We start from the raw sequence: 22,100 nt of genomic DNA, 5'->3' as shown, positions 1-22,100 counted from the left end.
ATGGCGACGGAATGCGCTCGTCAGCCGGAGTGGGTCGCGAGGTAGACGAGGGCCGTGACCGCCAGCGCGATCGCGCCGAGGATGCCGCCCGCGATCGTGTCGGCGCGGTTGGTGGCCACACCGTTCTCGATCCGATCCCAGCCGATGAACGCGGCGGCCACGGCACCGATACCGGCTGGGGCGGCGACGAACTCGCTGACGACGGGAATGAACGAGACCGCGCAGGCGATGATGCCGAGCACCAACGACGCGAGGCCGACACCGTTGCGTGGCGGCGGAAGGGTCTCTGGACCGGGCATCGCCTGAGCGTAGTCCCGCCGCGGGATGGGTGCTGGTCGCGCCCGGTCGCAAGCCCCTCGGTCACAGCTTCGTCATGGTTGATCGAGCAGGGGCCGGGTACTCCATGGAAATGGCAGCCCTGCAGGGATTCATTTCAGCGTCCCGCTTTCCGGGTTGTGGAGTTCGAGGAGGGATAAGGTTTGTCGATTTCAGCTGACGAATCGAAAAGTCGAAACCCGAACAAAGGTTATGTAGCCCTGCTGGGCTGGAGTCTGAATGCGGTCGAGGCGGTTGACCGGTTCGACCGCCGCTATATCGTAGTTGCGCCCGAATGGGCGGAAAGTTATTGCACGGAGCACGGCATACCCTATATCCCCTGGGATTTCGAGCGGCTCAACGATCGTTCGATGGAGATCGCCGAGACCCTGAAGAAAAAGGGAGTCGACGTCGCCATTCCGATCTTCGAGGAGACGGTGGAATGGGCCGGAGCGATCAACTCCGTCCTGCTCGACAATCCTCGCCTGCTCGGGCAGTCGATGCTCCTGCGTGACAAGTCGTTGATGAAGCGGCGCGCGCAGCTCGGCGGTATCCGGGTCGGAATCTTCGAAGAGGCGCACGAACGCGACGACGTGATCCGATTCCTGAAGCGGGTCAATCAAACCCTGCTGAAACTCGACGGTGATCCCAACGATCCGATTCACCTCAAGGCGTTCGACAAGGCGGGCTGCCTCGGTCACCGGATCATCCGGACCCCCGACGAGGTGGACTTCATCCCCGACGACGAGTTCCCGATGCTGATGGAATCGCACCTGGACGGCTGGGAGTTCGCGGTCGAGGCCTGGGTCCACAACGGCCGCATCTGCTTCCTGAACATCTCGGAGTACGTGACGCTCGGATACTCGGTGTTCGTGCCCGCGACGCCGGAACTCGAGAAATATCGGCCCGAGATCACCCGGCAGGTCGAAAAACTGATCAAGACCTTCGACATCGAATTCGGCTTCATCCATCCCGAGTACTTCGTCACCAGCGACGGGGAAATGTATTTCGGCGAGGTCGCCTACCGGCCACCGGGTTTCAAGGTGTTCGAACTGCTGGAACGGACCTATGGTTTCAACGCCTACCACGCGCTGGTACTGGCGTTCGACCCGAAGTCCACCGCCGAGGAGATCGACGCGTTCTTCCCGAAGGAAGTAGTGGATGCCACCGGCCACGCCGGGTGCTTCGGCGTGTATCCGCGTCGACGTGTGGTCAGTCGGCTGTCGGTGCCGCCCGAGACCGAGGATCATGATTACTTCGAGACGCACGAGCTCACCGCGCCGCAGGCCGAAAAGGTCACCAAACGTACCGCATTCGGTAATCACTGGGGTCTGCTCTATTTCTTCGGCGAGGACCCGTACACTCTGCGGGATCTGTTGAAGCGACAAGAAGAGCTCGACTTCTATATTTGATCCGTTGCCAGGGGCAGCGGAGTGCGAAGGGATCGGCGATTGAGTCCGGACGGCCACGACCCGGCGAGCTTGGACCGGCGTCTCGCCACGGTGGACCACGCCATACAGTCCCTCGCGGACGCGGGCGATTTCGGTAAGCAGGTCAAGCTGCCCAGGGTGATGGACTCGCTGCGGCGGGTGCTGCTGCTGCCCGGTGGTTGCGCGGCGGTGCGTGAACGGGCCGAAAAGCTGGAGACCGCGGGCCTTTTCCTCGGGACCGACTGGGCGCAGCCGCAGATCCTCATCCCGGCGCTGAGTACCGGCTCCTTGCGCAGCGCCAACGCCGACACCATGGTGTTGGAGGCGGTGAGCGATCTGCGATTGCTCGCGGTCGCCAAGGGCGAATATCAGCATGCGCTGGTGTCGGCCGAAGAGGCCGAGGATCACCTGTCGCAGGTGCTCGCGGTGAATCTGTCGCTGCTGTTCTCCCCGCCCACCGAGGCGGAGCGGGAACAGCAGGGGCGGATGGCCCAGGTCTCGCGCGAGCTGCTGCACTACCTCGTCGCCGAGGTCGGGTACGAGAAGGTGCTGGAGAACCTGGTCGACGAGATCTGGCGCATTCTGCGGCAGCGGCCCATCCAGGTCGACGGGGTCAAACGGATGATCACCCAGATCGCCGTCGCCCGGGCGAATCCCGACGTGGATCTCGGCGCCAGCGGCCTCGGCGCCGACCGGCTGATCAGTAGTCTCTACGGAACCACCGAGGGGTGCCGGGAAGACCCCGGGGTCGAGATCTACCGCACGCGGCTGGAATCGATGGACGACAGTGCGTTGCAGTACGAGGCAACGGGATTCGCGCGGTCCATGCACGACACCGGGCTGGTCTCGCCGTATCACGCTGTGCTGCTGCGCTTTCTGCTCACCAAGGGTGAGTATCTGCTCGGCGAGGCGATGGGCTTGTCCAGCACCGGCCGCGACAGCCTGCTCTGCTATCACGAACTCGTGCACAGTCTCATCGAGCAGGCCGTGCACGTCGAAACGGCGCAGTGCGTGTACGGACTCACCCTGCTGCTCGAACGCGGCATCCTCTATCAGCCACCGGTCGCGCCCGCGCTGTGGCGCCAACTGGCACTGCGGCTTTCACCGCACTCGCGCCGGCGGCTGACCCAGGTGTTCGGGCCGACGCCGGAGCCGCGGGCGTGGCTGCTGTCGGGGATGCTGTCGGTTCTCGGCCTGCCGCTGGGAATCGGGCAGGGCGACAACCCCACCTGCCAATCGGCGCGAGCACTGTCGATGTGGGCCTACAACGACCCCGACTATCTGCTGCAGACGCTGGTGTGGGCCGCGCGCGACGACGAGATCGTGATGCACTTCGAAGGGCAGCCGATCTCCTCGCGCGAGACCGAGGACACGGAATCGACCGCGCTGCAACTGGATCTGGACCCGGTCTCGCTGCTGGTGGTACCGCACCTGGACCGGATCTACGCGCAGATGGGACGGCGCTGTATCGGCCGCGACGGCGACCCGCACCGCTGGATCAACCCGGAATTCCACGGCTGGTGGTCCGGCCGCGGCTTCCGGATCAATGTCGATGTCGCCACCGGCTTGCTGACCGACCTCGACGAATTCCTGCGCCACTTCTACGCGGGCTATCACCCCTTCTACAACGGCAACCAGCCGGTGATCCACCCGCAGCCCGCCGGTATCGCCGTCACCGACAGCGCGGCCCGCTTCGTCGGCTGGCACGCGATCACCGTGCTGCGCGTCAGCCTCGACCCGCAGGACGTGATGCGGGTGTACTTCTACAACCCGAACAACGACAGCGGCCAGGACTGGGGCGACGGGGTCGTCGTCGGAACAGCCGGGCACGGTGAGCGTTTCGGCGAAGCGTCGCTGCCCTTCGAGCAATTCGCCTCGCGGCTCTACATCTTCCATTTCGACCCGCTCGAGCCGGGTGAGCTGGCCGCCGTCGAGCGCGCGGAGCTGGACCGGGTGATCGGCTATCTCCGGCGCAGTTGGGGCGCCGACCGCATGCCCGTGGAAACAGGTGCGGCCGAACAGGATTGATCACAGCAAACGTTCAGAGTCGAACGTTAGGGTGTGGTCGTCGGCGCGCTTCGTGCCGCGATGAGCAAGGGGATTCGATATGGGTGTCAGCTTGTCCAAGGGCGGCAATGTCTCACTGACCAAGGCGGCGCCGAACCTCACCGCCGTCGCGGTCGGCCTCGGCTGGGATCTGCGGACCACCACGGGCACGGACTTCGACCTCGACGCCAGCGCCATCGGCCTCGGCGCCGACAAGAAGGTGGTGTCGAGCGGGCACTTCGTCTTCTTCAACAACCTGAAGTCGCCCGAGGGCGCGATCGAGCACGCGGGCGACAACACCACCGGCGCCGGCGACGGTGACGACGAGACGATCAACGTCGACCTGGCCAACACCCCGGCCACGATCGACTCCATCGTGTTCCCGGTCTCGATCTACGACGCCGCCACCCGCAACCAGTCCTTCGGCCAGGTGCGCAACGCCTACATCCGCGTCCTCGACCGCAGCAACGGCGAGGAACTGGCGCGCTACGACCTCTCCGAGGACGCGTCCACCGAAACCGCCATGGTCTTCGGCGAGCTGTACCGCAACGGCGCCGAGTGGAAGTTCCGCGCCACCGGCCAGGGCTACGCCTCCGGCCTGGAAGGCATCGCCCGCGATTTCGGCGTCAACCTCTGAGGCACCAGCACTGCCGGTCAGCTGCGGGAACCCCCGAAATCCGGGACGCCCACGCAGCTGACCAGCGCGCTATCTGTACGCCACGGTGAGCTCGGCGCTGTCGACGATGCGCGTGTCGACGAGTTCTGCGAACGGGGGTGGTGTGCGAACCATTCTTTCCTGGTGGAGAATTCGCATCCATCGGTCGCTGGCCTCGGCGTCGATGCGCACAGTGTCCCAGGTTCGAGAATCCTTGATGCGCTCGCAGGAGCGAGCCAGGGTCGCCGGGGCGAGGTGGGGCCAGTGCTCTGTGAGCAGTGGCTCGAGCTCAGGGACCGTCGTCGTCCGCAACCGCCGCATCGACTCGCCCAGAGCCGAGGTGAAGCCGACGAGCCGGTCGAAGAGCTCCTCGACGCGGTCGGTCCGGCAGTAATAGACACTGTTCGGGCCGAGACCGCCGACTTCGGCGTAGTCGATCGCGATGGTGCCGGTTCCATTGTCCTGCAGCACTTGCGCGGTGGTCATATCGAGGACGATCGCATCACCGAGCCCGGCCTCGAACAGTTCGACGAACATCGGGGTGGACAGATCACGCAGGAAGGTGATGCCCGCGGGGTCGACGCCTGACTCGCGGATCAGTCCCGCGGTGAAGGCGTACGGGGCGCTGCCGCCGATCCCCGGCGCGAGGACGGTGCGGCCGGTGAGATCGGCCCAGTCGATGGCACCGGTACCGGGACGGGTCACCAGCGCCTTGGGGAACTGGTGGTTGAGCTGGGCGAACACCGTGAGTTCGCGCGGAGTTCCCCAGTACATCCCGGGTACCCACAGCCCGCCCAGGGCGATATCCGCCGCTCCGCTGTCGAGATCGTCGAGCACCCCTGTCCAGGGATCCTTCGCTGTCGCAGTGACTTTCACGTTGTGCTCCGCGAACAGGCCGAGGTGATCGGCGTAGTACTCCGGCAGGTAGTTCAAGCCGTGTGCGGTCGCGGATATCGTCAGGTCGAGCATGGGGTCGGCTCCTCAGCGGGGTTGTTCGGTGACGGCTTCGAGTGACTTACCGAAGGTTTCGGGTCCGAATCGGGCGGCCACCACCAGCAGGGCGTACATGACCGCGATCATGAAGAACACGCCGGGCACGCCGGCGAGGTCGAAGAAGAACAGCGCGGCGAACGGCATGACAGCGCCGGCCACATTGCCGATGCCGTTGACCACCGAGGTGCCCATGGCCCGGACTGAAGTCGGGAACAGCTCCGGCGACCACACCGACAGCATGGTGTTGAGCATCATGGTGAAGAACTGGAAGATCATGCCCAGCACCAGGATCAGCGCGGTCGAGTTCGCGAAAGTGGCGAAGGTGATCGCGGAGACGCAGCCGAGCACCGCGGCGGACATCACCGTGCGGCGCCGTGGCGCCCGGCCCGCGAGATACGACGCCGCGCAGGCGCCCAGCAGGCTGCCGACATTCATGATCATCGTGAAGGCCAGCGAGTCCGACAGCGAATATCCGCGCGATACCAGCAGGATCGGCATCAGGAACAGCAGTGTCACCTGCGCGCCGAACGACATCCAGGAGGCAGCGCCGATGGCCACGGTGTTGCGGAGATTGCGACCCCGGAAGACGGTGAGATAGGACGACTTCGTGGGAACCGGAATGTCGGCTTCGGTGACGTACGGGGTGACGACGCCGGGATGACGCAGTCCGGCGACACTGCCGCTGCCCAGCTTCGACAGGCTCACGTTCGCCGCGTGAATGTTGCCCTTCGACAGCAGGAACCGTGGCGATTCGGGCAGGTAGCGGCGGAAGAACACGACCAGCACGGCCGGCACGGCCAGGATCACGTAGGTCCAGCGCCAGGAGCTGTCGTTCCCGCCGAGGACGTTGTTCAACGGGCTGAGCACCAGCCAGAAGAACCCGAACGACGCGATGTTGCCGATGCCACCGGAGGAGATGTTGAGCGTCGCCAGCAGTGTGCCGCGATGACGCGTGGCCACGATCTCGGCGAGAATCGCCAACCCGACGGTGAATTCGCCACCCAGTCCGATGCCGACGACGAATCGGCTGGCGAGCAGCATCTCGTAGTTCACCGCGACCGCGCTGACGAGGCCGCCGAGGGTGTAGACGAGCAGGTTCAGACTCAGCGCGGCGCGCCTGCCCCACCGGTCGGCGAGGTAGCCGCCGATGAGTCGACCGGCCAGGCCGCCGAGCACAGTGACGGTGTTGATCATGGTCAGCTGCGCGTTGTCGATGCCGAAGGATTCCTTCAGCAGCGGACCCATCGCACCGGTCGAATTCTGTTCCAGTGAATCGAAGAACAGGCCCGCCATCAGCAGCGAGATGACGACGATCTGTACTCGGCCGAAACCGATGCGGTCCAAGGCCGAGGACAACCCGGCGGAGACTCCGGGTTCGGTGGCAGGCGACGGAGAGGGGACGGTGACGGCGGTGAGTTCGCCGGGGGCGGTGTGGGACATGTCGGAACTCCGGGTACGGGAGTGTGACGCCGACAACGGTCGTATCGGCGAGCCGACTACAGCGTGGAACTGGAATCGCACTGCCTAATTTGTATACAGTTCCTGTGACGTACGAGTTTCGCTCCCCGTACTTCATGTTAAGCCATCGATATATCCAGCTAGACTGTATACAACTAGTGGCTGTAGCTAACGATCGAACTCCGCCGAGAAGAATTGTTCGTCCCGGCGCAGGTGCTCATCCATCAGATAGCCCGCCTGGACCGCCGCTCCGTTACGGATCGCGATCGCCACCGCGCGATGATCGTCGGCCGAGGTCTCCGGGTTGTGGCCGAGACTCCACTGCACCCGCTGGTTCAGCGTGGCGAGCATCTCGCGCAGCTGTTCGTTGCCCGAGGCGGTCGCGACCAGCTCGTGGAACGGCGTCTGCGTGTCCGTCTCGCCGTCGGCGACCCGCGAGATGTCGTCCGCGACCACGCCACCCCGTCCTTCCGCCGCGAGCTGCGCCGCCAGCACCTCGAGACCCCGCCGCACCTGAAGTAGCTCGCGACCGTCGTGGATCAACGACGACGACACCGTCGCACCGCGATGGCGGACGATGGTGACGAAACCTTCGGTCTGCAGCCGGGCCAGTGCCTCGCGTACCGGAATCCTCGACACCCCGAACCGTTTCGCCAGGGCTTCCTCGACCAGCCGTTCCCCGGCTACGAGCCGACCGGCCAGGATCTCCGCGCGCAACGCCCGCGCGATCGCGTCTCCCGACGAATTCTCAGCCGATACCGGATCTGCCACACCCGCAGCTTAGGCGGATGCTCGACACGACCCCGCCGTGGCGCCGCCGACCTCGCGTGCGCAATTCACCCGCTGCGGGTGAGGTGGCGAGCCTGCGGGGCGCCGAGCATCGAGTCGACGCGTCGACCGAGCTGAGGAGCTGATTTGCGATGGCATTGGACTACGACGATCGCACCGATTTCGAGAATGCTGATCGCGGGTTCATCAAGACCCTGACGCCCATGCGGATCGCCAAGGCTGACGGCACGGTCGTTTTCGACACCAGCGGATACGGGTTCCTCGACGGGCCGTGTCCGGAAACGATCAACCCGAGTCTGTTCCGGCAGGCCCAGCTCTGTGTGAAGAACGGGCTGTACGAGGTCGTGGACGGCATCTATCAGATCCGTGGTTTCGACATCTCCAATATGACGATCGTCGAGGGCGATACGGGCATCATCGTGATCGATCCGCTCATCTCGGCCGAGTGCGCGGCGGCCGGGTTGGCGTTGTATCGCGAGGAGCGCGGCGACCGGCCCGTCACCGGTGTCATCTATACCCACTCCCACGGGGACCACTTCGGCGGTGTCGACGGCGTGCTGCCCGACGGCCGTGGTGACGTGCCGATTCTCGCGCCGGCCGGTTTCATGGCGGAGGCCGTTTCGGAGAACGTCTATGCGGGTGTCGCGATGACGCGGCGCGGCACCTACATGTACGGCATGGGGATGACGCCCGGACCCGAAGGCCAGTGCAGCACCGGGCTGGGCATCCAGGCCTCCCATGGCACGTTCGGCCTGATCCCGCCCACCGTCGACATCACGCGTACCGGCCAGCAGGAGACCGTCGACGGCGTGCCGATCGTCTTCCAGATGACCCCGGGCACCGAGGCTCCCGCGGAGATGAACTTCTATTTTCCCCGCCACCGCGCCCTCTGTCTCGCCGAGAACGCGACCCACAATCTGCACAACCTGCTGACCCTGCGCGGCGCGCAGGTGCGCGATCCGCGGATCTGGTCGCGCTACATCGACGAGGCGATCGAGATGTTCGCCGTCGACGCCGATGTCGCGTTCGCCTCGCACCACTGGCCCACCTGGGGTGCCGAGAACATCATGGGATTCCTGTCGGTGCAGCGCGACCTGTACATGTACCTGCACGATCAGACACTGCGGATGATGAACGAGGGACTCAACGGCCCGGAGATCGCCGAACAGTTCGAGTTGTCGCCGAACCTGGCCGACGCGTGGAGCGCCCGTGGCTATTACGGGTCGGTGAGCCACAACGTCAAGGCGGTCTACCAGCGCTATCTCGGCTGGTTCGACGGGAACCCGACCTCGCTCTGGGAGCACCCGCGTACGGCGAAAGCGGTCCGGTACGTCGAGACCATCGGCGGCATCGACGCGGTGATCGAGAAGGGACGTGCCTACGCCGACGCGGGCGATCTGCGCTTCGCCGCTGAGCTGCTCACCCATGCCGTGTTCGCCGAGCCGGACAACAAAGCCGCGAAAGACGCACTCGCCCAGACCTATCGAACACTCGGCTTCGGGGCCGAGAACGCCACCTGGCGCTGCTTCTACCTCACCGGCGACAACGAACTGCGGCACGGAATCCAACGGACCGAGCTCGACCTCGGCGGCGGGATGGCCGCGGCACTGTCGGTGGACCAGCTGTTCGACTCGATCGCCATCCGGGTGAACGGTCCACGCGCGGCGAAGGATTCGTTCCGGATCGAATGGCATTTCACCGACCAGGACTCTGTCGTGCGTCTCACCCTGTCCAACGGCGTCCTCATCCAGACGCCCGACCCACGGTCCAAGGCCGATATCGACCTCACCGTCACTCTCACCAAGCCACAACTACTCGGCATTCTCGCGGGCAAGGGCTTGGCCGGGATCGACCACACCGGCGACCCCGGCGTCCTCCAGCGACTGTTCGGTCTCCTGGACACCCCCGACCCGAATTTCGCGGTCGTGACACCGTAACCGTGCGTCGATGCGGCCGCCGCCGAAGCTGGGCGCGGCCGCATCGCCGGTCAGGGCCGCGGGCAGCGCGTTCCATTCGTCCAAGACCGCCGACCGCGCCCAGTCTTAGCGTTGCCGCATGGCAACAACACGAACTTCTTCCGGTCGCACGGTCGATGACCAACTCCTGGCCGTTCTGGACGAGTGGCAGGTGGCGATCGTCGCCAACGACGCGGACCGGATCGGCTCCTATATGGCCGACGAGTGGATCATGGTCTCCGAGAACGGCATGACCACCGCCGAACAGTTCCTGGCCTTCGTCCGATCGGGTGACCTCACACACTCGGCGATGGAGCGCGTCGGTGAGCCCAGAATCCGCTACCACGGCGAACTCGCCCTGCTGACGACCAGGGTCACCAATACCGCTCACTACCAGGGCATTCGATTCGACGCCGACGAATGGACCACCGACGCCTTCATCCACGCCGACGGCCGATGGCGCTGCGTGTTGACCCAGATCACCGCTACGAAGACGTAGCCATCTCGGTCACGGGGACGACCTGCACGCTCAGACTCGGTCGGGGGTTCCAGGTGGAGATGGCCCAGATGACGACGAGGTCGATGCCGATGATGATCACCGACCACCACGGGCAGTACGGCAGGGACAGGAAATTGGCGATGATCGAGAGGGCGGCCAGACAGTAGGCAGCGAAACGGGCCCAGGACGCGGTCAGAATCATCCCGACGGCGACGGCTACGAGGAGTACACCCAGCGCCAGGTGGATCCAGCCCCAGGCGCTGACGTCGAGCTGGTAGCTGTATTCGCTCGGGATCAGGAATAGCTCGTCCTCGGTGACGTCGGCGATACCGCGCAGGATGCTCAGTGTGCCTGCTACCAGGAGCATGATCACCGCGAGCATGGTGACGCCCGCCGCGAGACCCTGGCGGACGGGATGCGAGGTGATCGTCATGGATTCGACGGTAGGGGCTGTCGGGGACGATCCGGATCCCCCGTTATGGGTGAGGTCGAGCGGTGCGGACGGATTCACCCGATTCGGATGATGTGTGCGGGCACGGGCTTCGCGACGATGGCGGCAAGGGTTGAACCGTAACCGCCGCCCGGTGGTCACGCATCACAGAAGTGAGGTCGAATCATGTCGTCGGTGTGGGACGTTCTCTGGGTCATCATTGTGAGCTTCTGCTTTGTCGCCTACCTGATGTTGATGTTCTACCTGCTGACCGATCTTTTCCGGGACCGGTCCACCTCGGGCTGGGTGAAAGCGGTGTGGGTGGTGTGTCTGATCCTGTTCCCGCTGATCACCGGACTGGTGTATCTGATCTTCCGCGGTAGCGGCATGGCGGAACGGACCGCCGAAGCGCAGAAGCAGGCACGCACGGAGACCGACGATTACATCAGGCAGGCCGCGGGCACCAATTCCGCAGCCCAGATCGCCGACGGGAAGAAGCTGCTCGACGCCGGCGCCATCACCGAGGCGGAATTCCAGCAACTCAAGGCCAAGGCTCTCTCCTGAAATCCGCGAACGACTGCGCGATCCGGCGTCGCTCATAGACAGGAACACCATCTGATGACCAGTCAGCAGGATGCCTCGGCCAGCGTCGAAGCCAACAACGAGACGTTGCTGCGCACGCTACCGTTCGATGACAACCAGGATTTCGCCGATGCCGAGCGTGGGTTCGTCGCGGCGCTGACGCCGGGGGTGGTGAAGAACGCCGCGGGCAAGGTGGTGTGGGACATCGACGCCTACTCGTTCCTCGACGGCGAGTGCCCGCCCACGGTGAATCCGAGTCTGTGGCGGCAGTCGCAACTGTGTGTGAAGCAAGGCCTGTACGAGGTCACCGACGGCATCTTCCAGATCCGCGGATTCGATCTGTCCAATATGACGCTGGTCGAAGGCGACGCCGGCGTGATCGTGATCGATCCGCTGATCTCGGAGGAGACCGCCGCCGCCGGGCTCGCGCTGTACCGCGAGCATCGCGGCGACCGCCCGGTGACCGGAGTGATCTATTCGCATTCCCATATCGACCATTTCGGCGGTGTGAAGGGGGTGACCACCGAAGAAGAGGTGGCGGCCGGGCATTGCCCGATCATCGCGCCGGTCGGTTTCACCGAACACGCGGTCGAGGAAAACGTGTACGCGGGCACCGCGATGGCGCGCCGGGCGGCCTATATGTACGGCGCCGCACTTCCCCGCGGACCGAAGGGGTCGGTCGGTGCCGGCCTCGGGCCGACGAATTCGCTCGGTACCCCGACCTTGATCTCGCCGACGGTCTACATCGACCACACCGGGCAGAACGTGACAGTAGACGGGGTGAGCATCGAATTCCAGATGACGCCGGGCACCGAGGCGCCATCGGAGATGAACTTCTACTTCCCCGACCGGCGGGCGCTGTGCATGGCCGAGAACGCCACCCACACCCTGCACAATCTGCTGACATTGCGCGGTGCGCTGGTTCGCGATCCGCACGTGTGGTCGAGTTACCTCACGCAGGCGATCAACCGATACGCCGCCCGCACCGATGTTGTGTTCGCCTCGCACCATTGGCCGACCTGGGGAACCGATCGGCTGACCGAATTCCTTTCGGTACAGCGCGATCTCTACGGCTATCTCCACGACCAGACTCTGCGGGCATTGAACAAGGGCTCCACCGGCATCGAGATCGCCGAGGACCTGCCCTTGCCGCCCGCCGTCGTGAACTCGTGGTCGACCCACGGCTATTACGGGTCGGTGAGCCACAATGTCAAAGCGATCTACCAGCGATACATGGGCTGGTTCGACGGCAATCCCGCCACGCTGTGGCAGCACCCGCCGGTCGCGAACGCCCGGCGCCATGTGGATTTCATGGGCGGTGCCGACGAAGCCGTCGCCAAGGCGCGAAAGTCCTACGACGAGGGCGACTTCCGCTGGGTGGCCCAGGTGCTCAACTACGTCATCTTCGCCGACCCCGATAATGCCGAGGCGAAAGCGCTACAGGCCGACACGCTCGAACAGCTCGGCTTCGGCGCGGAGAACGGCACCTGGCGCAACTTCTTCCTGATGGGCGCCTACGAATTGCGCAACGGCAATGTCGGTACTCCGCTGGCGACGTCGTCGGCCGATATTTCCGCCGCCCTCTCCGTGGAGCAGCTGTTCGACGCGATCGCGCTGCGCGTCGACGGCCCGCGCGCGTGGGACGCGAGGATCGTCATCGATTGGCGCATCACCGATTCCGGCACGGTGCACCGCACCGAGCTGCGCAACGGACTGCTCGTGCACTTCGACGTCGAAGGCGAGCCCCCGCCCGCCCAGGCGACGTTCACGCTCACCGAAGCGGACCTGCGCGCGGCACTGCTCGGTGGCCAGGATCTGGCGAAGATGATCGGCGACGGTCGCGTCACCGCCGAGGGCGATCCCACCAAGCTGGCCGAACTGGTCGGCTACCTCGACGCCCCCGACCCGGATTTCGCGATCGTCACCCCCTGATCCACCGGTCCGCCGTCGAAGGAGCTGCGATGGGCGCGAGGGCGACGGTGCGGCGGCGGACCGGTGACTGACATCGTGCGGCGGGTACGACGGTGGTTCGTGACCGAGCGCATGTCGAAAGCCGATGTCGTCGCGGGGATTCCGGGTGCGATCGGCGGGGTGCCGGACGGGATGGCGGCGGGTGTTCTCGCGGGGGTGAGTCCGGTGCACGGGCTCTACGCGAGCATGGCCGGGCGATTCTTCGGCGGGTTCGGTACCAGCACGCAGCTGATGGTGGTCACCACGACGAGTGCGTCCGCGTTGGCGGTGGGTTCGACCCTGACCGATGTCGAACCGGATCAGCGGTCGGGCGCCATCGTGATGTTGACGCTGGTCGCGGGCGCGATGATGATCGTCGCCGCGATGTTGCGGCTGGGCAAGTACACCCGGTTCGTCTCACACTCGGTGATGACCGGGTTCCTGCTCGGCATCTCGGCCAACATCCTGTTCGGCCAGTTGCCGAGTCTGCTCGGTGCGCCGGTGCGGGGGTCGATCGCGGCGGAGAAGGCGCTGCACGTGGTGCTGCATCCGTTGGACTTCGACTGGCGGGCAGCCGTTGTCGGCGTACTCGCGATGATGCTGCTCATCGGGTTGGCACACACGCGGCTGCGCACGGTCGCCGCCCTGTTCGCCTTGGTGGTGCCGATGATCGTCGTGCTCGCTTTCGGCTGGAGCGAAGTCGGCACGGTCGCCGACACAGGCGAGATTCCCACCGGGATTCCGCTGCCGCACCTGCCGGACTCGAGCACGCTGTCGCTGTCGTTGGTCGCCGGGGCGTTGGCGGTGACGCTGATCGTGCTGGTCCAGGGGGCCGGGGTTGCGGAGTCGGCACCCAACCCCGGCGGGACGCGAAGCTCGGTCGATCGTGATTTCACGGCGCAAGGCATCGGCAATGTCTTCGCCGGGTTGTTTCGGGGGATGCCGGTCGGTGGATCGGTGGGGCAGACGGCGATCAACGTCTCCTCCGGTGCGCGTGGCCGCTGGGGCGGAATGTGGTCGGGGCTCTGGATTCTGGTGATCCTGGTCGCGCTGGCCGGGGCGGTGGGCAGGGTGCCGCTGCCCACGCTGGCCGCGATACTGATGGTCGCCGCAGCGCGGTCGATCGATCCGGACCGCCTCGTCGCCATCTGGAGCAGCGGCGCGATCTCACGGATCGCGCTGCTGGTGACCTTCTTCGCCACCCTGCTGTTGCCCGTGACGGCGGCAGTCGGTGTCGGGGTCGGGTTGTCGCTGCTGCTGCAGCTGAACCAGGAGGCCATCGATTTGAAGGTGGTGCGGTTACGGGTCGAGGGTGAGCATCTCGTCGAGGCGAAGGCCCCGACCTCACTGTCCGACAACGAGGTCGTGATCCTGGATGTCTACGGCAGCCTGTTCTACGCGGGCGCGCGCACGCTGCAGGCCAAGCTGCCCGACCCCGACGGCGCGCACGAGCCCGTCGTCATTCTGCGCCTGCGAGGGCGCACGAGCGTGAGCGCGACCTTCCTGCACGTGGTCGGCGACTACGCGCGCCGGCTGGACTCGCTCGGTGGCCGCCTCTACCTCAGCGGTGTCGACCCGCACATTCGCGACGTCTGGACCGACGACCTGCTGCACGCACAGGGCCTGCACATCGAATTCTTCCCGGCGACAAGCACACTCGGCGAGTCGACACTTGCCGCCTACGCCGATGCCGAGGTTCGGATCCACCGAGAGCGGAGGGCGTGACGTGGGCGGACTGATGGCATTGCTGTTGCCGGAGATCGTGGGATTGATGGTCACGCCGGGCGCGGTGATCGGCTGTGTCCTGTTGCTGCGCTCGCGCGACCCGGTGCGCAACGCATCGATGTTCGGGCTCGGGTTCTTGGTCGTGTATTCGATCGTCGCGCTCGCCGCGTGCATCGGCGGTGCGCCGGACCCGGGAGCTACCACGGCCCAGACCTCCCACATCGCCGGACTCGTGGTCGGTCTGATCTTTCTGGCTCTCGGCGTCGTCATGCTGGTGCGGCCCCGCCGGAACACCGGCGAAAAGCCACGTGTGCTCGATGAACTCGCCACCGCAGGCCCGCGCAAGGCCTTCGCGATCGGGGTCGTACTCGGGGTGTTGAACCCGAATCTGTTCATCATGATGTCGGGGATGAGCGTGATCGCCAGCTCCGCCGTCGGCCTGGCCGACGCGCTGTTGGCGACCGCGATCCTGCTCGTCGCGGCGGTCGTCGACTTCCTGATTCCGATCGGGATCTATCTCGCGATGGGCGAACGGGCCGAGCACAGTCTGGCGGTCGCGCAGGCGTGGATGTTGAGCCACAGCCGGATGCTGACGTTGTCGGTACTGCTCGGATTCGGTGCCCTGTTCACCGCTCGCGGCATCGTCAACCTCGCCGGCTGAGGTGACTTTTCGGAAAGGACCGCCATGCTGAGCTTTCTTGTCCCGCAGGAGCAACGTCGATCGATGGACGAGCTGACCGACAAGCTGGATCTGTCGGTGGGCCAGGTCTCGTCGAAGCGCTCGGCGTTCTGGATCATGCTGGTGATGTCGGCGGTGATCGCTATTTCGGGCGTCATCGGCGATTCCACCGCGACCGTGATCGGCGCGATGATCGTCGCGCCACTGTCGATACCGATCCTGGGTGTCGCGTTGGGCGTGGTGACCGGTCGCGGGCCGTTGCTCGGCCGGAGTCTGCTGCTGGTCCTGTCGGGGATCGTGGTGGTGGTCGCGCTGGGGTTCCTCTTCGCGCAGGTGCTGCCCAATCCGGTGAATGTGCTGTCCAACGCCCAGGTCGTGGGGCGGACCTCGCCGAAATTGATGGACCTGACCGCGGCGATCGCGACCGGCTTGGTCGCGGCGATCGCGATCACCCGGCGTGACGTGGGCGATGTGCTGCCCGGGGTGGCGATCGCGATTTCGCTGGTGCCGCCGCTCGGGGTGGTGGGGGTGTGCCTGGGATCGCACGCACCCGCCCTCGCCGGTGGCGCGTTCGTGCTGTTCGCGTCGAATGTGGTCGCGATGATCATCACGTCGACGATCGTGCTGCTCATCGCCGGGTACGCGGGCGAGGCCGATCCGGCGACGATGCGGCGAGGCAGGGCCTACCTGGTGCTCGGCGCGGCGCTGGTGCTGGTGGCGATCCCGATGGTGCTCAACTCGCTGTCGACTCTGTGGACCGGTCAGATCGCCGACGCGGCCGGCGACTGGCTCCGGGACACTCCGGACGCGCAGGTCATGGACGTCACCCTGCACAGCGATATCGCGACCGTCTCGGTGCTGGGCCCCGCGCAGTTGCCGCCGCGCGAGGAGTTGCAGCGGAAGGTGGACGAGCTCGTGCCGTGGGACCCGAAGGTGGTCATCATCCACACGGTCGGTGGTCGTGTGCAGTGATCACAACCCGCCGCCCCCGGCACCGTGGCCGGGGGCGGCGTTCGCCGGAAACTCAGCTGAGCAGTTTGGCTTTCGCGGCGGCGAATTCGGCGTCCGACAGTGCGCCCGCGGAATGCAGCTCGGCCAATTTGCCGAGCTGGGCGACGGTGTCGTTGCCCACACTCGGGGCGGCGGGCGGCGGGGGAGCCTGTTGCTGCGGCGGCGGAGGCGGTGCCTGCTGTTGGGCGTAGGCCTGTTGTTCGGCGGCCCGCTGCGCGCCGCGCCGGTTCATCGCGTTCGAGGTGGCGGTCGCGGTACCCGCGACGACCGCGGTTCTGGCGATGGTGCCGATCAGTCCCGGTCGCCCGACGCGACCCCGGCGAAGTGGCATATCGATTCCTTCCTAGGCGAGGGCGAGCGCGGCGTCGACGGCATCGCGCGGTACTTGCACGTGCAGCGCGACCTCACCGTCGGCCGCGCGCACCGCGCCTGCCAGGCGCAGCGCCCACGTTTCCTCGAAAACGATGACGACGGCGGTCGTTCCCGGTTCCATCGATGCCCGGACTACGTCGAGGTCGTCGTCGCTGACGAGGTCGATGTCGGCCGCCGTCAGACCCGTCAGACCCACCGCGGAGATGTCGTCGTCGATCTCGCGTTCGGTGATGGCGCCCGCGTCGTCCATGGACAGCACGATCAGATCGAGCAGCGTGACCGTGCCTTTCGCGACGATCTCGGCCAGTGCCGCGGACACGGATTCGTCGATCTCGGTGCCGGGAAAGGTGAGCACAAGGAATTCGACCGGTCCGAGCGTTGCTGGTGATCCCATGGGCAGATCGTGCCCCCGGCGAGTGCTGGGCCGCTTCACCCGATTCGGATGAAACAGCGAGCGCGCAGTTCACCCGGAAAGTGTGAGGCGCGCCGGGATCGGCCCGCTTAGCGTCGTGGCATGGGCTCAGTAATCGGCGGTCTCCTGCCACTGGCGGTGGGTGTGGCGGTCTCGCCGATCCCGATCATCGCCGCCATTCTGATGATCCTGTCGAAGAACGCGGGCGGTGCCGCGAAGGGCTTCGCCGTGGGGTGGGTGGCCGGCATCCTCGTCGTGACCGGCGTGATGACCATGCTCGCCGGGACACTGGGCGGCACGGACAGCGAACCGTCGACCGGCGCCTCGATCGTGAAGATCATTCTCGGCGTCGCGCTGGTGGTCCTGGCGGTGATCCAGTGGCAGGAACGGTCGCAGACCGAGGTGCCCGGCTGGATGAAGGCGATCGACACGCTCACACCGGTGAAGGCGCTGGGGCTGGGAGCGCTGCTGTCGGGCGTCAATCCGAAGAATCTGCTGCTGTGTGTGTCGGCGGGTGTCGCGATCGGGGCAGGCGGTCTGAGCGCGGGGGGCGACCTGGTCGCGATCGTGGTGTTCACCTTGCTCGCCTCGGTCACCGTGCTGGCCGTGGTCGTGGGATACATGCTCGCGGCCGACAAGCTCGGTCCGATGCTCGACAGCCTGCGGGAGTGGTTGCAGCTCAACAACCATGCGGTGATGGCGATCGTGCTGTTGATCATGGGCGCTGTGGTCGTCGGCAAGGGCATCGGCGGGCTGTAGCGGTGTCGATACCGGTGTTCGAGTCACTGCAGGGGTATCGGCGGGCGTGGCTGCGGCCGGATGTGATCGCCGGTCTCACAGTGTGGGCGGTGCTCGTGCCCGAAGCGCTGGCCTACGCGTCGATCGCCGGGGTGCCGCCGGTGGTCGGCCTGTACGCGGCGGTGCCGTCGCTGGTGCTCTACGCGCTGGCAGGCAGTTCGCGGCACCTGGTGGTCGGGCCGATGTCGGCGACCGCGGCACTGTCGGCGGCGATCATCGCCCCGCTCGCGGGCGCCGACAACGGCCGCTACATCGCGTTGACGGCCGCACTCGCCATCGCGACCGGCCTGGTAGGTCTGCTCGCCGGTCTCATCCGGCTCGGCTTCATCGCCGCGTTCATCTCCGAACCGGTACTCAAGGGCTTCATCGTCGGACTCGCCCTGGTCATCATCATCGGGCAGGTGCCCAAGTTGCTCGGCGTCGACAAACACGACGGCAACTTCTTCCGGCAGGCGTGGGGCATCATCACCGAGCTGGGCCATGCCCAGTGGCGCACCGTGACGGTCGGCTTGATCAGCCTCGCGCTGGTGCTCGCACTGCGCCGCTGGCTGCCGTTCGTTCCGGGCGCGTTGGTGGCGGTGGGGTTCGGCATCGTCGTCGTGACCGTGTTCGGACTCGACGACAAGGGTGTCTCGATTGTCGGTCATATCGACTCGGGACTGCCCACGCTCGGCCTGCCGTCGGGAGTGTCGTTCGGTGACTACCTCGATCTGCTCGGACCCGCCGTGGGGGTGTTGCTGATCGGCTTCGCCGAGGGCCTCGGCGCCGCGAAAACCTATGCGGCCAAGGCGGGTTACCCCATCGACGCGAATCGGGAGCTGCTCGGCCTCGGCGCCGCCAATCTCGGCTCGGGGCTGAGTTCGGGGATGGTCGTCAACGGTAGCTTGTCGAAGACGGCGGTCAACGGTGGCGCCGGGGCGAAGACCCAGCTCAGCGGGCTTGTCGTGGCCGGGCTCACCGTCGTCACGCTGCTGTTCCTGACCGGGTTGTTCGAGAAACTGCCGGAGGCCACCTTGGCGGCGGTCGTGATCGCGGCCGTCATCGAGCTGGTCGACATCGCCGCCCTGCGTCGCCTCTACCGGGTTTGGACCCACATGCTCGCCAGCATCTACGGCAAGGCGGCACGCGCCGACTTCCTGGCCGCGATGGCCGCGATGCTGGGCGTGCTGATCTTCGATACGCTGCCCGGCCTGCTCATCGGTATCGGCGTGTCGATGCTGCTGCTGGTGTACCGGGCCTCGCAACCGCATGTGGCCGAGCTCGGTAAGGAAGGGTCGTTGTGGGTCGCCGCCGTCCGGCACCCGGACGCGGCGACGCGCCCCGATCTGCTGGTCGTCCGGGTCGAGTCGGGGCTGTTCTTCGCCAACTCCGGTTATGTGAAGGACCAGATCGAAGGGCTGTGCACCGACCGCACCCGGATGGTCGTCCTCGACGCCGAGACCTCGCCCTCGGTCGACGTGACCGCCGCGGCGATGCTGCTCGCCCTGCGTGACACGCTGGCCGCCCGGCGCATCGGGTTCGCGATCGCGCGACCGGTCGCCCAGTTCGGTGACGCCCTCGGCTCGGCCGAGCACGGTGATGTCCCGGTCCCGATCTATCCCACCGTCGCCGCCGCGGCCGCGGCACTGTCCGGCTCATGAACATGCTCGCCTGCCGAAAGGAACGCAGATGAACGGCATTCTGGTCGCTCTCGTCGGAGCGCTGTTGTGCTTCTACGGGATTCGCTCGGTCCACCTGGGCTTGCTCGCGATCGGGTTCGGTCTCGGCTGGCTGATCGCGGACCTGTTCAACGCGAGCTTCTGGTGGCTGTTGCTGGCCGCGCTGATCGGAGCGGTGTCGGTCTGGGTGGTCACCTCGCTGGTGTTCCGTTTCGCCTCCTATTTCATCGGCGGTCTGACCGGCGTGATGATCGGCACCAAGCTGGCGACGGTGTTGCAGCCCGGCGACAAGAACGTCGCCCTGAGCATGATCGTCGCGCTCGCGGTGGGCGTGTCAGGCGCGTTCCTGGCACAGAAGTTCCGGGCCCGCGCACTGCTGTGGTTGACCTCGATCGGCGGCGCGAGCATGATCTGCAGCGGTGTCGCGCTGTTCAGCGACTCGCTGTCGTTCCTGCGCGACCCCGAGCCCGGCTGGCAGCAGGTCACCGCCACCCTGGCCTGGGTGGGTCTGTCGATCCTCGGCTGGATCACCCAGCGCCACCTGTTCGCCGAGAAGCTCGGCATCCAGCACCTGGTCGGTGACGACGACGAGCCGGACATGAGCGACCGCAACGGCGGCTGGCCCACGAGGTGACCAGCCGGCGGGAGACACCACCGGCTGGTCGAACCCGGATCAGTGGGCGGTGCCGCCCGTGGCCGGGGTGCGGCCGTGCTTCATCACCAGGGCGAGGGTGAGGGCGACGGCCGAGGCCGCCGCGCAGACCCAGAAGCCCAGTTGGTAGCCACGATCACCGAACAGGTCGGGCAGCGGGGTGGCCGGTTGAGCCTGGCCGCCGACGCTCACCAGGGCGCTCATGCCGTTGCTGTGCAGGAAGGCAGTGACGATCGCGAGACCGATCGCGACACCCATGGACTGCATCACGCCGAGCATGCCCATGCTGACGCCCTGCTGTTCCTGCGGAACCGCCTCCACCAGCAGGATCGGCATACAGGCGTAGTACATACCGAAGCCGATGCTGAAGATCGAGTTCACGATCAGGAAGTTGGTGGCGGTCAGCGGCAGGACCGCGAACGCTACGGCCGCTGCGGCGAAGATGACCAGTGCCGCGACGAGCGGCAGCCGGGCACCGACCCGCCTGGCCAGCAGGCCCGCGACCGCGCCGAAGATCATCGTGACCACCGAACCGAGCAGCGCGATCCGGACGGCGAACTCGAGCAGGGTGTATCCACTGCCGTAGGTATAGCCGGGATCGAGGGTTACCTGCACGGCCTCGATCGGCAGCGCCTGACCCGTCAGCTGCTGGATCTGGGCCAGGGTGCCCTGCGCGACACCGTCGACGACGGTCGACTCCGGCGGGGTCTGGGACATGTAGGCGATGGCGTAGGACACGATGCCGATCTGCAGGGACGCGAAGAGCGCACCGGCGAGGACCAGCGCCACGCGCGGATGGAAGAGCAGCTGCATGTCCATGATCGGTGTGGTGGCCCGCTTTTCGACGAGGACGAACAGCACGAGCAGCACGAGGCCCGCGATCAGCCAGGCCAGCGTGGTCGGCTTCGACCATCCCCAGTCGTGGCCTTTGTCGACGTAGATCAGGGTGAGCGCGGCACCACCGGCGAGCAGTGCGGCGCCGACGATGTCGATGCGCTCGGTCACGCGGAGCTTGGACTCGGGCACGATGAACCACACCAGCGGCAGCATCACCACAGTGAATGCCCCCAGTACCCAGAAGATGGCACGCCAGCTGTGGTTGTCGACGAGGTAGCCGCCCAGCAGCGGGCCCGCGATGGAGGCGACGCCGAAGCCGGTCGCGGTGAGACCCAGCGCGAGCGGAACCATCTTGCGCGGCATCAGGTCCCGGATGAGGCCGTAGGCGATCACCGCGGTCGCGATGGCGGTGGCTTGCAGGCAGCGACCGAACAAGAACACACCCCAGTTCGAGGTGGTCGCGTCGAGTACGCAGCCGATCACGAACAGGGCGCCGCAGATGAGGAACATCCGCTTCTTGCCCCAGACATCACTCATCTTGCCGATCAACGGAGACGCGGCCGCGCCGATCAATCCGAAAACGATGATGGCCCAGTTGATGTTGGCGCCGACGCCGGGGAAGCTCGGGGCGATCTTCTGTAGCGCTGCCGCGACGATCGTGTACTGCATGGGTGCGATCTCGGAGAAGAGAACGATCACCGCTAGCACCGTGAAAATTCGTGCGCGCGAGGCGCCTTCGAGCCTTCCGGTGTCGTTGTCGGGCTGGATGGTGCTGGTGGACATGGCCACGCTCCGTTGTTCGAGCTGATAGAGATTTCGAGCTGGTAGATCCGCACGGCGAGCAGGGTTGTGCT

General features: G+C 66.1%; 21 protein-coding genes. 13 read left to right on the top strand and 8 right to left on the bottom strand.

Annotated features, from left to right (window positions below):
• Positions 1–20: 20 nt before the first annotated feature.
• Complete coding sequence (locus tag ACWDXS_RS27305; RefSeq protein ID WP_378994690.1) at positions 21–299, bottom strand: hypothetical protein; 279 nt, start codon at positions 297–299, stop codon at positions 21–23.
• A 387-nt stretch (positions 300–686) separates the two neighbouring features.
• Between ACWDXS_RS27305 and ACWDXS_RS27300 the strand changes: the two genes are divergently transcribed.
• The 3 genes from ACWDXS_RS27300 to ACWDXS_RS27290 all read left to right on the top strand — a co-directional run bounded on the left by ACWDXS_RS27300 (position 687) and on the right by ACWDXS_RS27290 (position 4,428).
• On the top strand, positions 687–1,727 hold the full coding sequence (locus ACWDXS_RS27300) for an ATP-grasp domain-containing protein (protein WP_449969890.1): 1,041 nt from the start codon (positions 687–689) through the stop codon (positions 1,725–1,727).
• Between the two features lie 39 nt (positions 1,728–1,766).
• Positions 1,767–3,773 (top strand): hypothetical protein, encoded by a 2,007-nt coding sequence (locus tag ACWDXS_RS27295; protein WP_378994686.1) that lies wholly within the window; start codon positions 1,767–1,769, stop codon positions 3,771–3,773.
• Positions 3,774–3,852: 79 nt separating this feature from the next.
• A complete protein-coding gene (locus ACWDXS_RS27290; protein WP_067457219.1) occupies positions 3,853–4,428 on the top strand; it encodes a TerD family protein in 576 nt (191 codons plus the stop codon).
• A 69-nt stretch (positions 4,429–4,497) separates the two neighbouring features.
• Here ACWDXS_RS27290 and ACWDXS_RS27285 read toward each other — a convergent pair whose 3' ends face one another.
• From ACWDXS_RS27285 to ACWDXS_RS27275, 3 genes are all read right to left on the bottom strand, one after another.
• Positions 4,498–5,415 (bottom strand): ABC transporter substrate-binding protein, encoded by a 918-nt coding sequence (locus tag ACWDXS_RS27285; protein WP_449969885.1) that lies wholly within the window; start codon positions 5,413–5,415, stop codon positions 4,498–4,500.
• A 12-nt stretch (positions 5,416–5,427) separates the two neighbouring features.
• Complete coding sequence (locus ACWDXS_RS27280; RefSeq protein ID WP_449969882.1) at positions 5,428–6,879, bottom strand: MFS transporter; 1,452 nt, start codon at positions 6,877–6,879, stop codon at positions 5,428–5,430.
• Between the two features lie 186 nt (positions 6,880–7,065).
• Positions 7,066–7,668, bottom strand: coding sequence for a GntR family transcriptional regulator (locus ACWDXS_RS27275; protein ID WP_449969879.1), 603 nt, complete (start codon positions 7,666–7,668; stop codon positions 7,066–7,068).
• Between the two features lie 149 nt (positions 7,669–7,817).
• Between ACWDXS_RS27275 and ACWDXS_RS27270 the strand changes: the two genes are divergently transcribed.
• Together ACWDXS_RS27270 and ACWDXS_RS27265 are read left to right on the top strand one after the other, a co-directional pair.
• A complete protein-coding gene (locus tag ACWDXS_RS27270; RefSeq protein WP_449969876.1) occupies positions 7,818–9,623 on the top strand; it encodes an alkyl/aryl-sulfatase in 1,806 nt (601 codons plus the stop codon).
• 118 nt (positions 9,624–9,741) lie between these two features.
• Positions 9,742–10,140 (top strand): nuclear transport factor 2 family protein, encoded by a 399-nt coding sequence (locus ACWDXS_RS27265; protein WP_387445318.1) that lies wholly within the window; start codon positions 9,742–9,744, stop codon positions 10,138–10,140.
• Here the strand turns inward: ACWDXS_RS27265 and ACWDXS_RS27260 are convergent.
• The gene (locus tag ACWDXS_RS27260; RefSeq protein WP_449969872.1) at positions 10,127–10,573 is read right to left on the bottom strand and encodes a DUF7144 family membrane protein; all 447 of its coding nucleotides are present in this window, start codon (positions 10,571–10,573) and stop codon (positions 10,127–10,129) included. The genes ACWDXS_RS27265 and ACWDXS_RS27260 overlap by 14 nt on opposite strands.
• Before the next feature lie 183 nt (positions 10,574–10,756).
• Between ACWDXS_RS27260 and ACWDXS_RS27255 the strand changes: the two genes are divergently transcribed.
• The 5 genes from ACWDXS_RS27255 to ACWDXS_RS27235 all read left to right on the top strand — a co-directional run bounded on the left by ACWDXS_RS27255 (position 10,757) and on the right by ACWDXS_RS27235 (position 16,478).
• The gene (locus ACWDXS_RS27255; protein WP_378994671.1) at positions 10,757–11,134 is read left to right on the top strand and encodes an SHOCT domain-containing protein; all 378 of its coding nucleotides are present in this window, start codon (positions 10,757–10,759) and stop codon (positions 11,132–11,134) included.
• Between the two features lie 54 nt (positions 11,135–11,188).
• Positions 11,189–13,084 carry an alkyl/aryl-sulfatase gene (locus ACWDXS_RS27250; RefSeq protein WP_449969867.1) on the top strand — a complete coding sequence of 632 codons (1,896 nt, stop codon included), beginning with the start codon at positions 11,189–11,191 and terminating at the stop codon, positions 13,082–13,084.
• A gap of 99 nt (positions 13,085–13,183) precedes the next feature.
• Positions 13,184–14,827 (top strand): SulP family inorganic anion transporter, encoded by a 1,644-nt coding sequence (locus ACWDXS_RS27245; RefSeq protein WP_449969864.1) that lies wholly within the window; start codon positions 13,184–13,186, stop codon positions 14,825–14,827.
• A gap of 1 nt (position 14,828) precedes the next feature.
• Positions 14,829–15,488 (top strand): GAP family protein, encoded by a 660-nt coding sequence (locus ACWDXS_RS27240; RefSeq protein ID WP_449969861.1) that lies wholly within the window; start codon positions 14,829–14,831, stop codon positions 15,486–15,488.
• A 24-nt stretch (positions 15,489–15,512) separates the two neighbouring features.
• The gene (locus ACWDXS_RS27235) at positions 15,513–16,478 is read left to right on the top strand and encodes a DUF389 domain-containing protein (RefSeq protein WP_449969858.1); all 966 of its coding nucleotides are present in this window, start codon (positions 15,513–15,515) and stop codon (positions 16,476–16,478) included.
• A 52-nt stretch (positions 16,479–16,530) separates the two neighbouring features.
• Here ACWDXS_RS27235 and ACWDXS_RS27230 read toward each other — a convergent pair whose 3' ends face one another.
• Positions 16,531–16,848, bottom strand: coding sequence for an SHOCT domain-containing protein (locus tag ACWDXS_RS27230; RefSeq protein ID WP_449969855.1), 318 nt, complete (start codon positions 16,846–16,848; stop codon positions 16,531–16,533).
• A gap of 12 nt (positions 16,849–16,860) precedes the next feature.
• Positions 16,861–17,283, bottom strand: coding sequence for a DUF6325 family protein (locus tag ACWDXS_RS27225; protein WP_378994659.1), 423 nt, complete (start codon positions 17,281–17,283; stop codon positions 16,861–16,863).
• Between the two features lie 120 nt (positions 17,284–17,403).
• Between ACWDXS_RS27225 and ACWDXS_RS27220 the strand changes: the two genes are divergently transcribed.
• The 3 genes from ACWDXS_RS27220 to ACWDXS_RS27210 are packed head-to-tail and all read left to right on the top strand — an operon-like array spanning position 17,404 to position 20,391.
• Entirely contained in the window at positions 17,404–18,060 is a 657-nt protein-coding gene (locus ACWDXS_RS27220; RefSeq protein WP_378994656.1) for a GAP family protein, read from the top strand.
• A 14-nt stretch (positions 18,061–18,074) separates the two neighbouring features.
• Complete coding sequence (locus ACWDXS_RS27215) at positions 18,075–19,739, top strand: SulP family inorganic anion transporter (protein ID WP_449969851.1); 1,665 nt, start codon at positions 18,075–18,077, stop codon at positions 19,737–19,739.
• A gap of 28 nt (positions 19,740–19,767) precedes the next feature.
• On the top strand, positions 19,768–20,391 hold the full coding sequence (locus ACWDXS_RS27210; RefSeq protein WP_378994651.1) for a DUF4203 domain-containing protein: 624 nt from the start codon (positions 19,768–19,770) through the stop codon (positions 20,389–20,391).
• A 39-nt stretch (positions 20,392–20,430) separates the two neighbouring features.
• Here the strand turns inward: ACWDXS_RS27210 and ACWDXS_RS27205 are convergent, their stop codons facing one another.
• Positions 20,431–22,029, bottom strand: coding sequence for an MFS transporter (locus tag ACWDXS_RS27205; protein WP_387445305.1), 1,599 nt, complete (start codon positions 22,027–22,029; stop codon positions 20,431–20,433).
• Positions 22,030–22,100: the final 71 nt, after the last annotated feature.

It is taken from the genome of Nocardia sp. NPDC003183, assembly GCF_053590715.1.
This window is presented reverse-complemented; position numbering and strand designations above follow the sequence as displayed.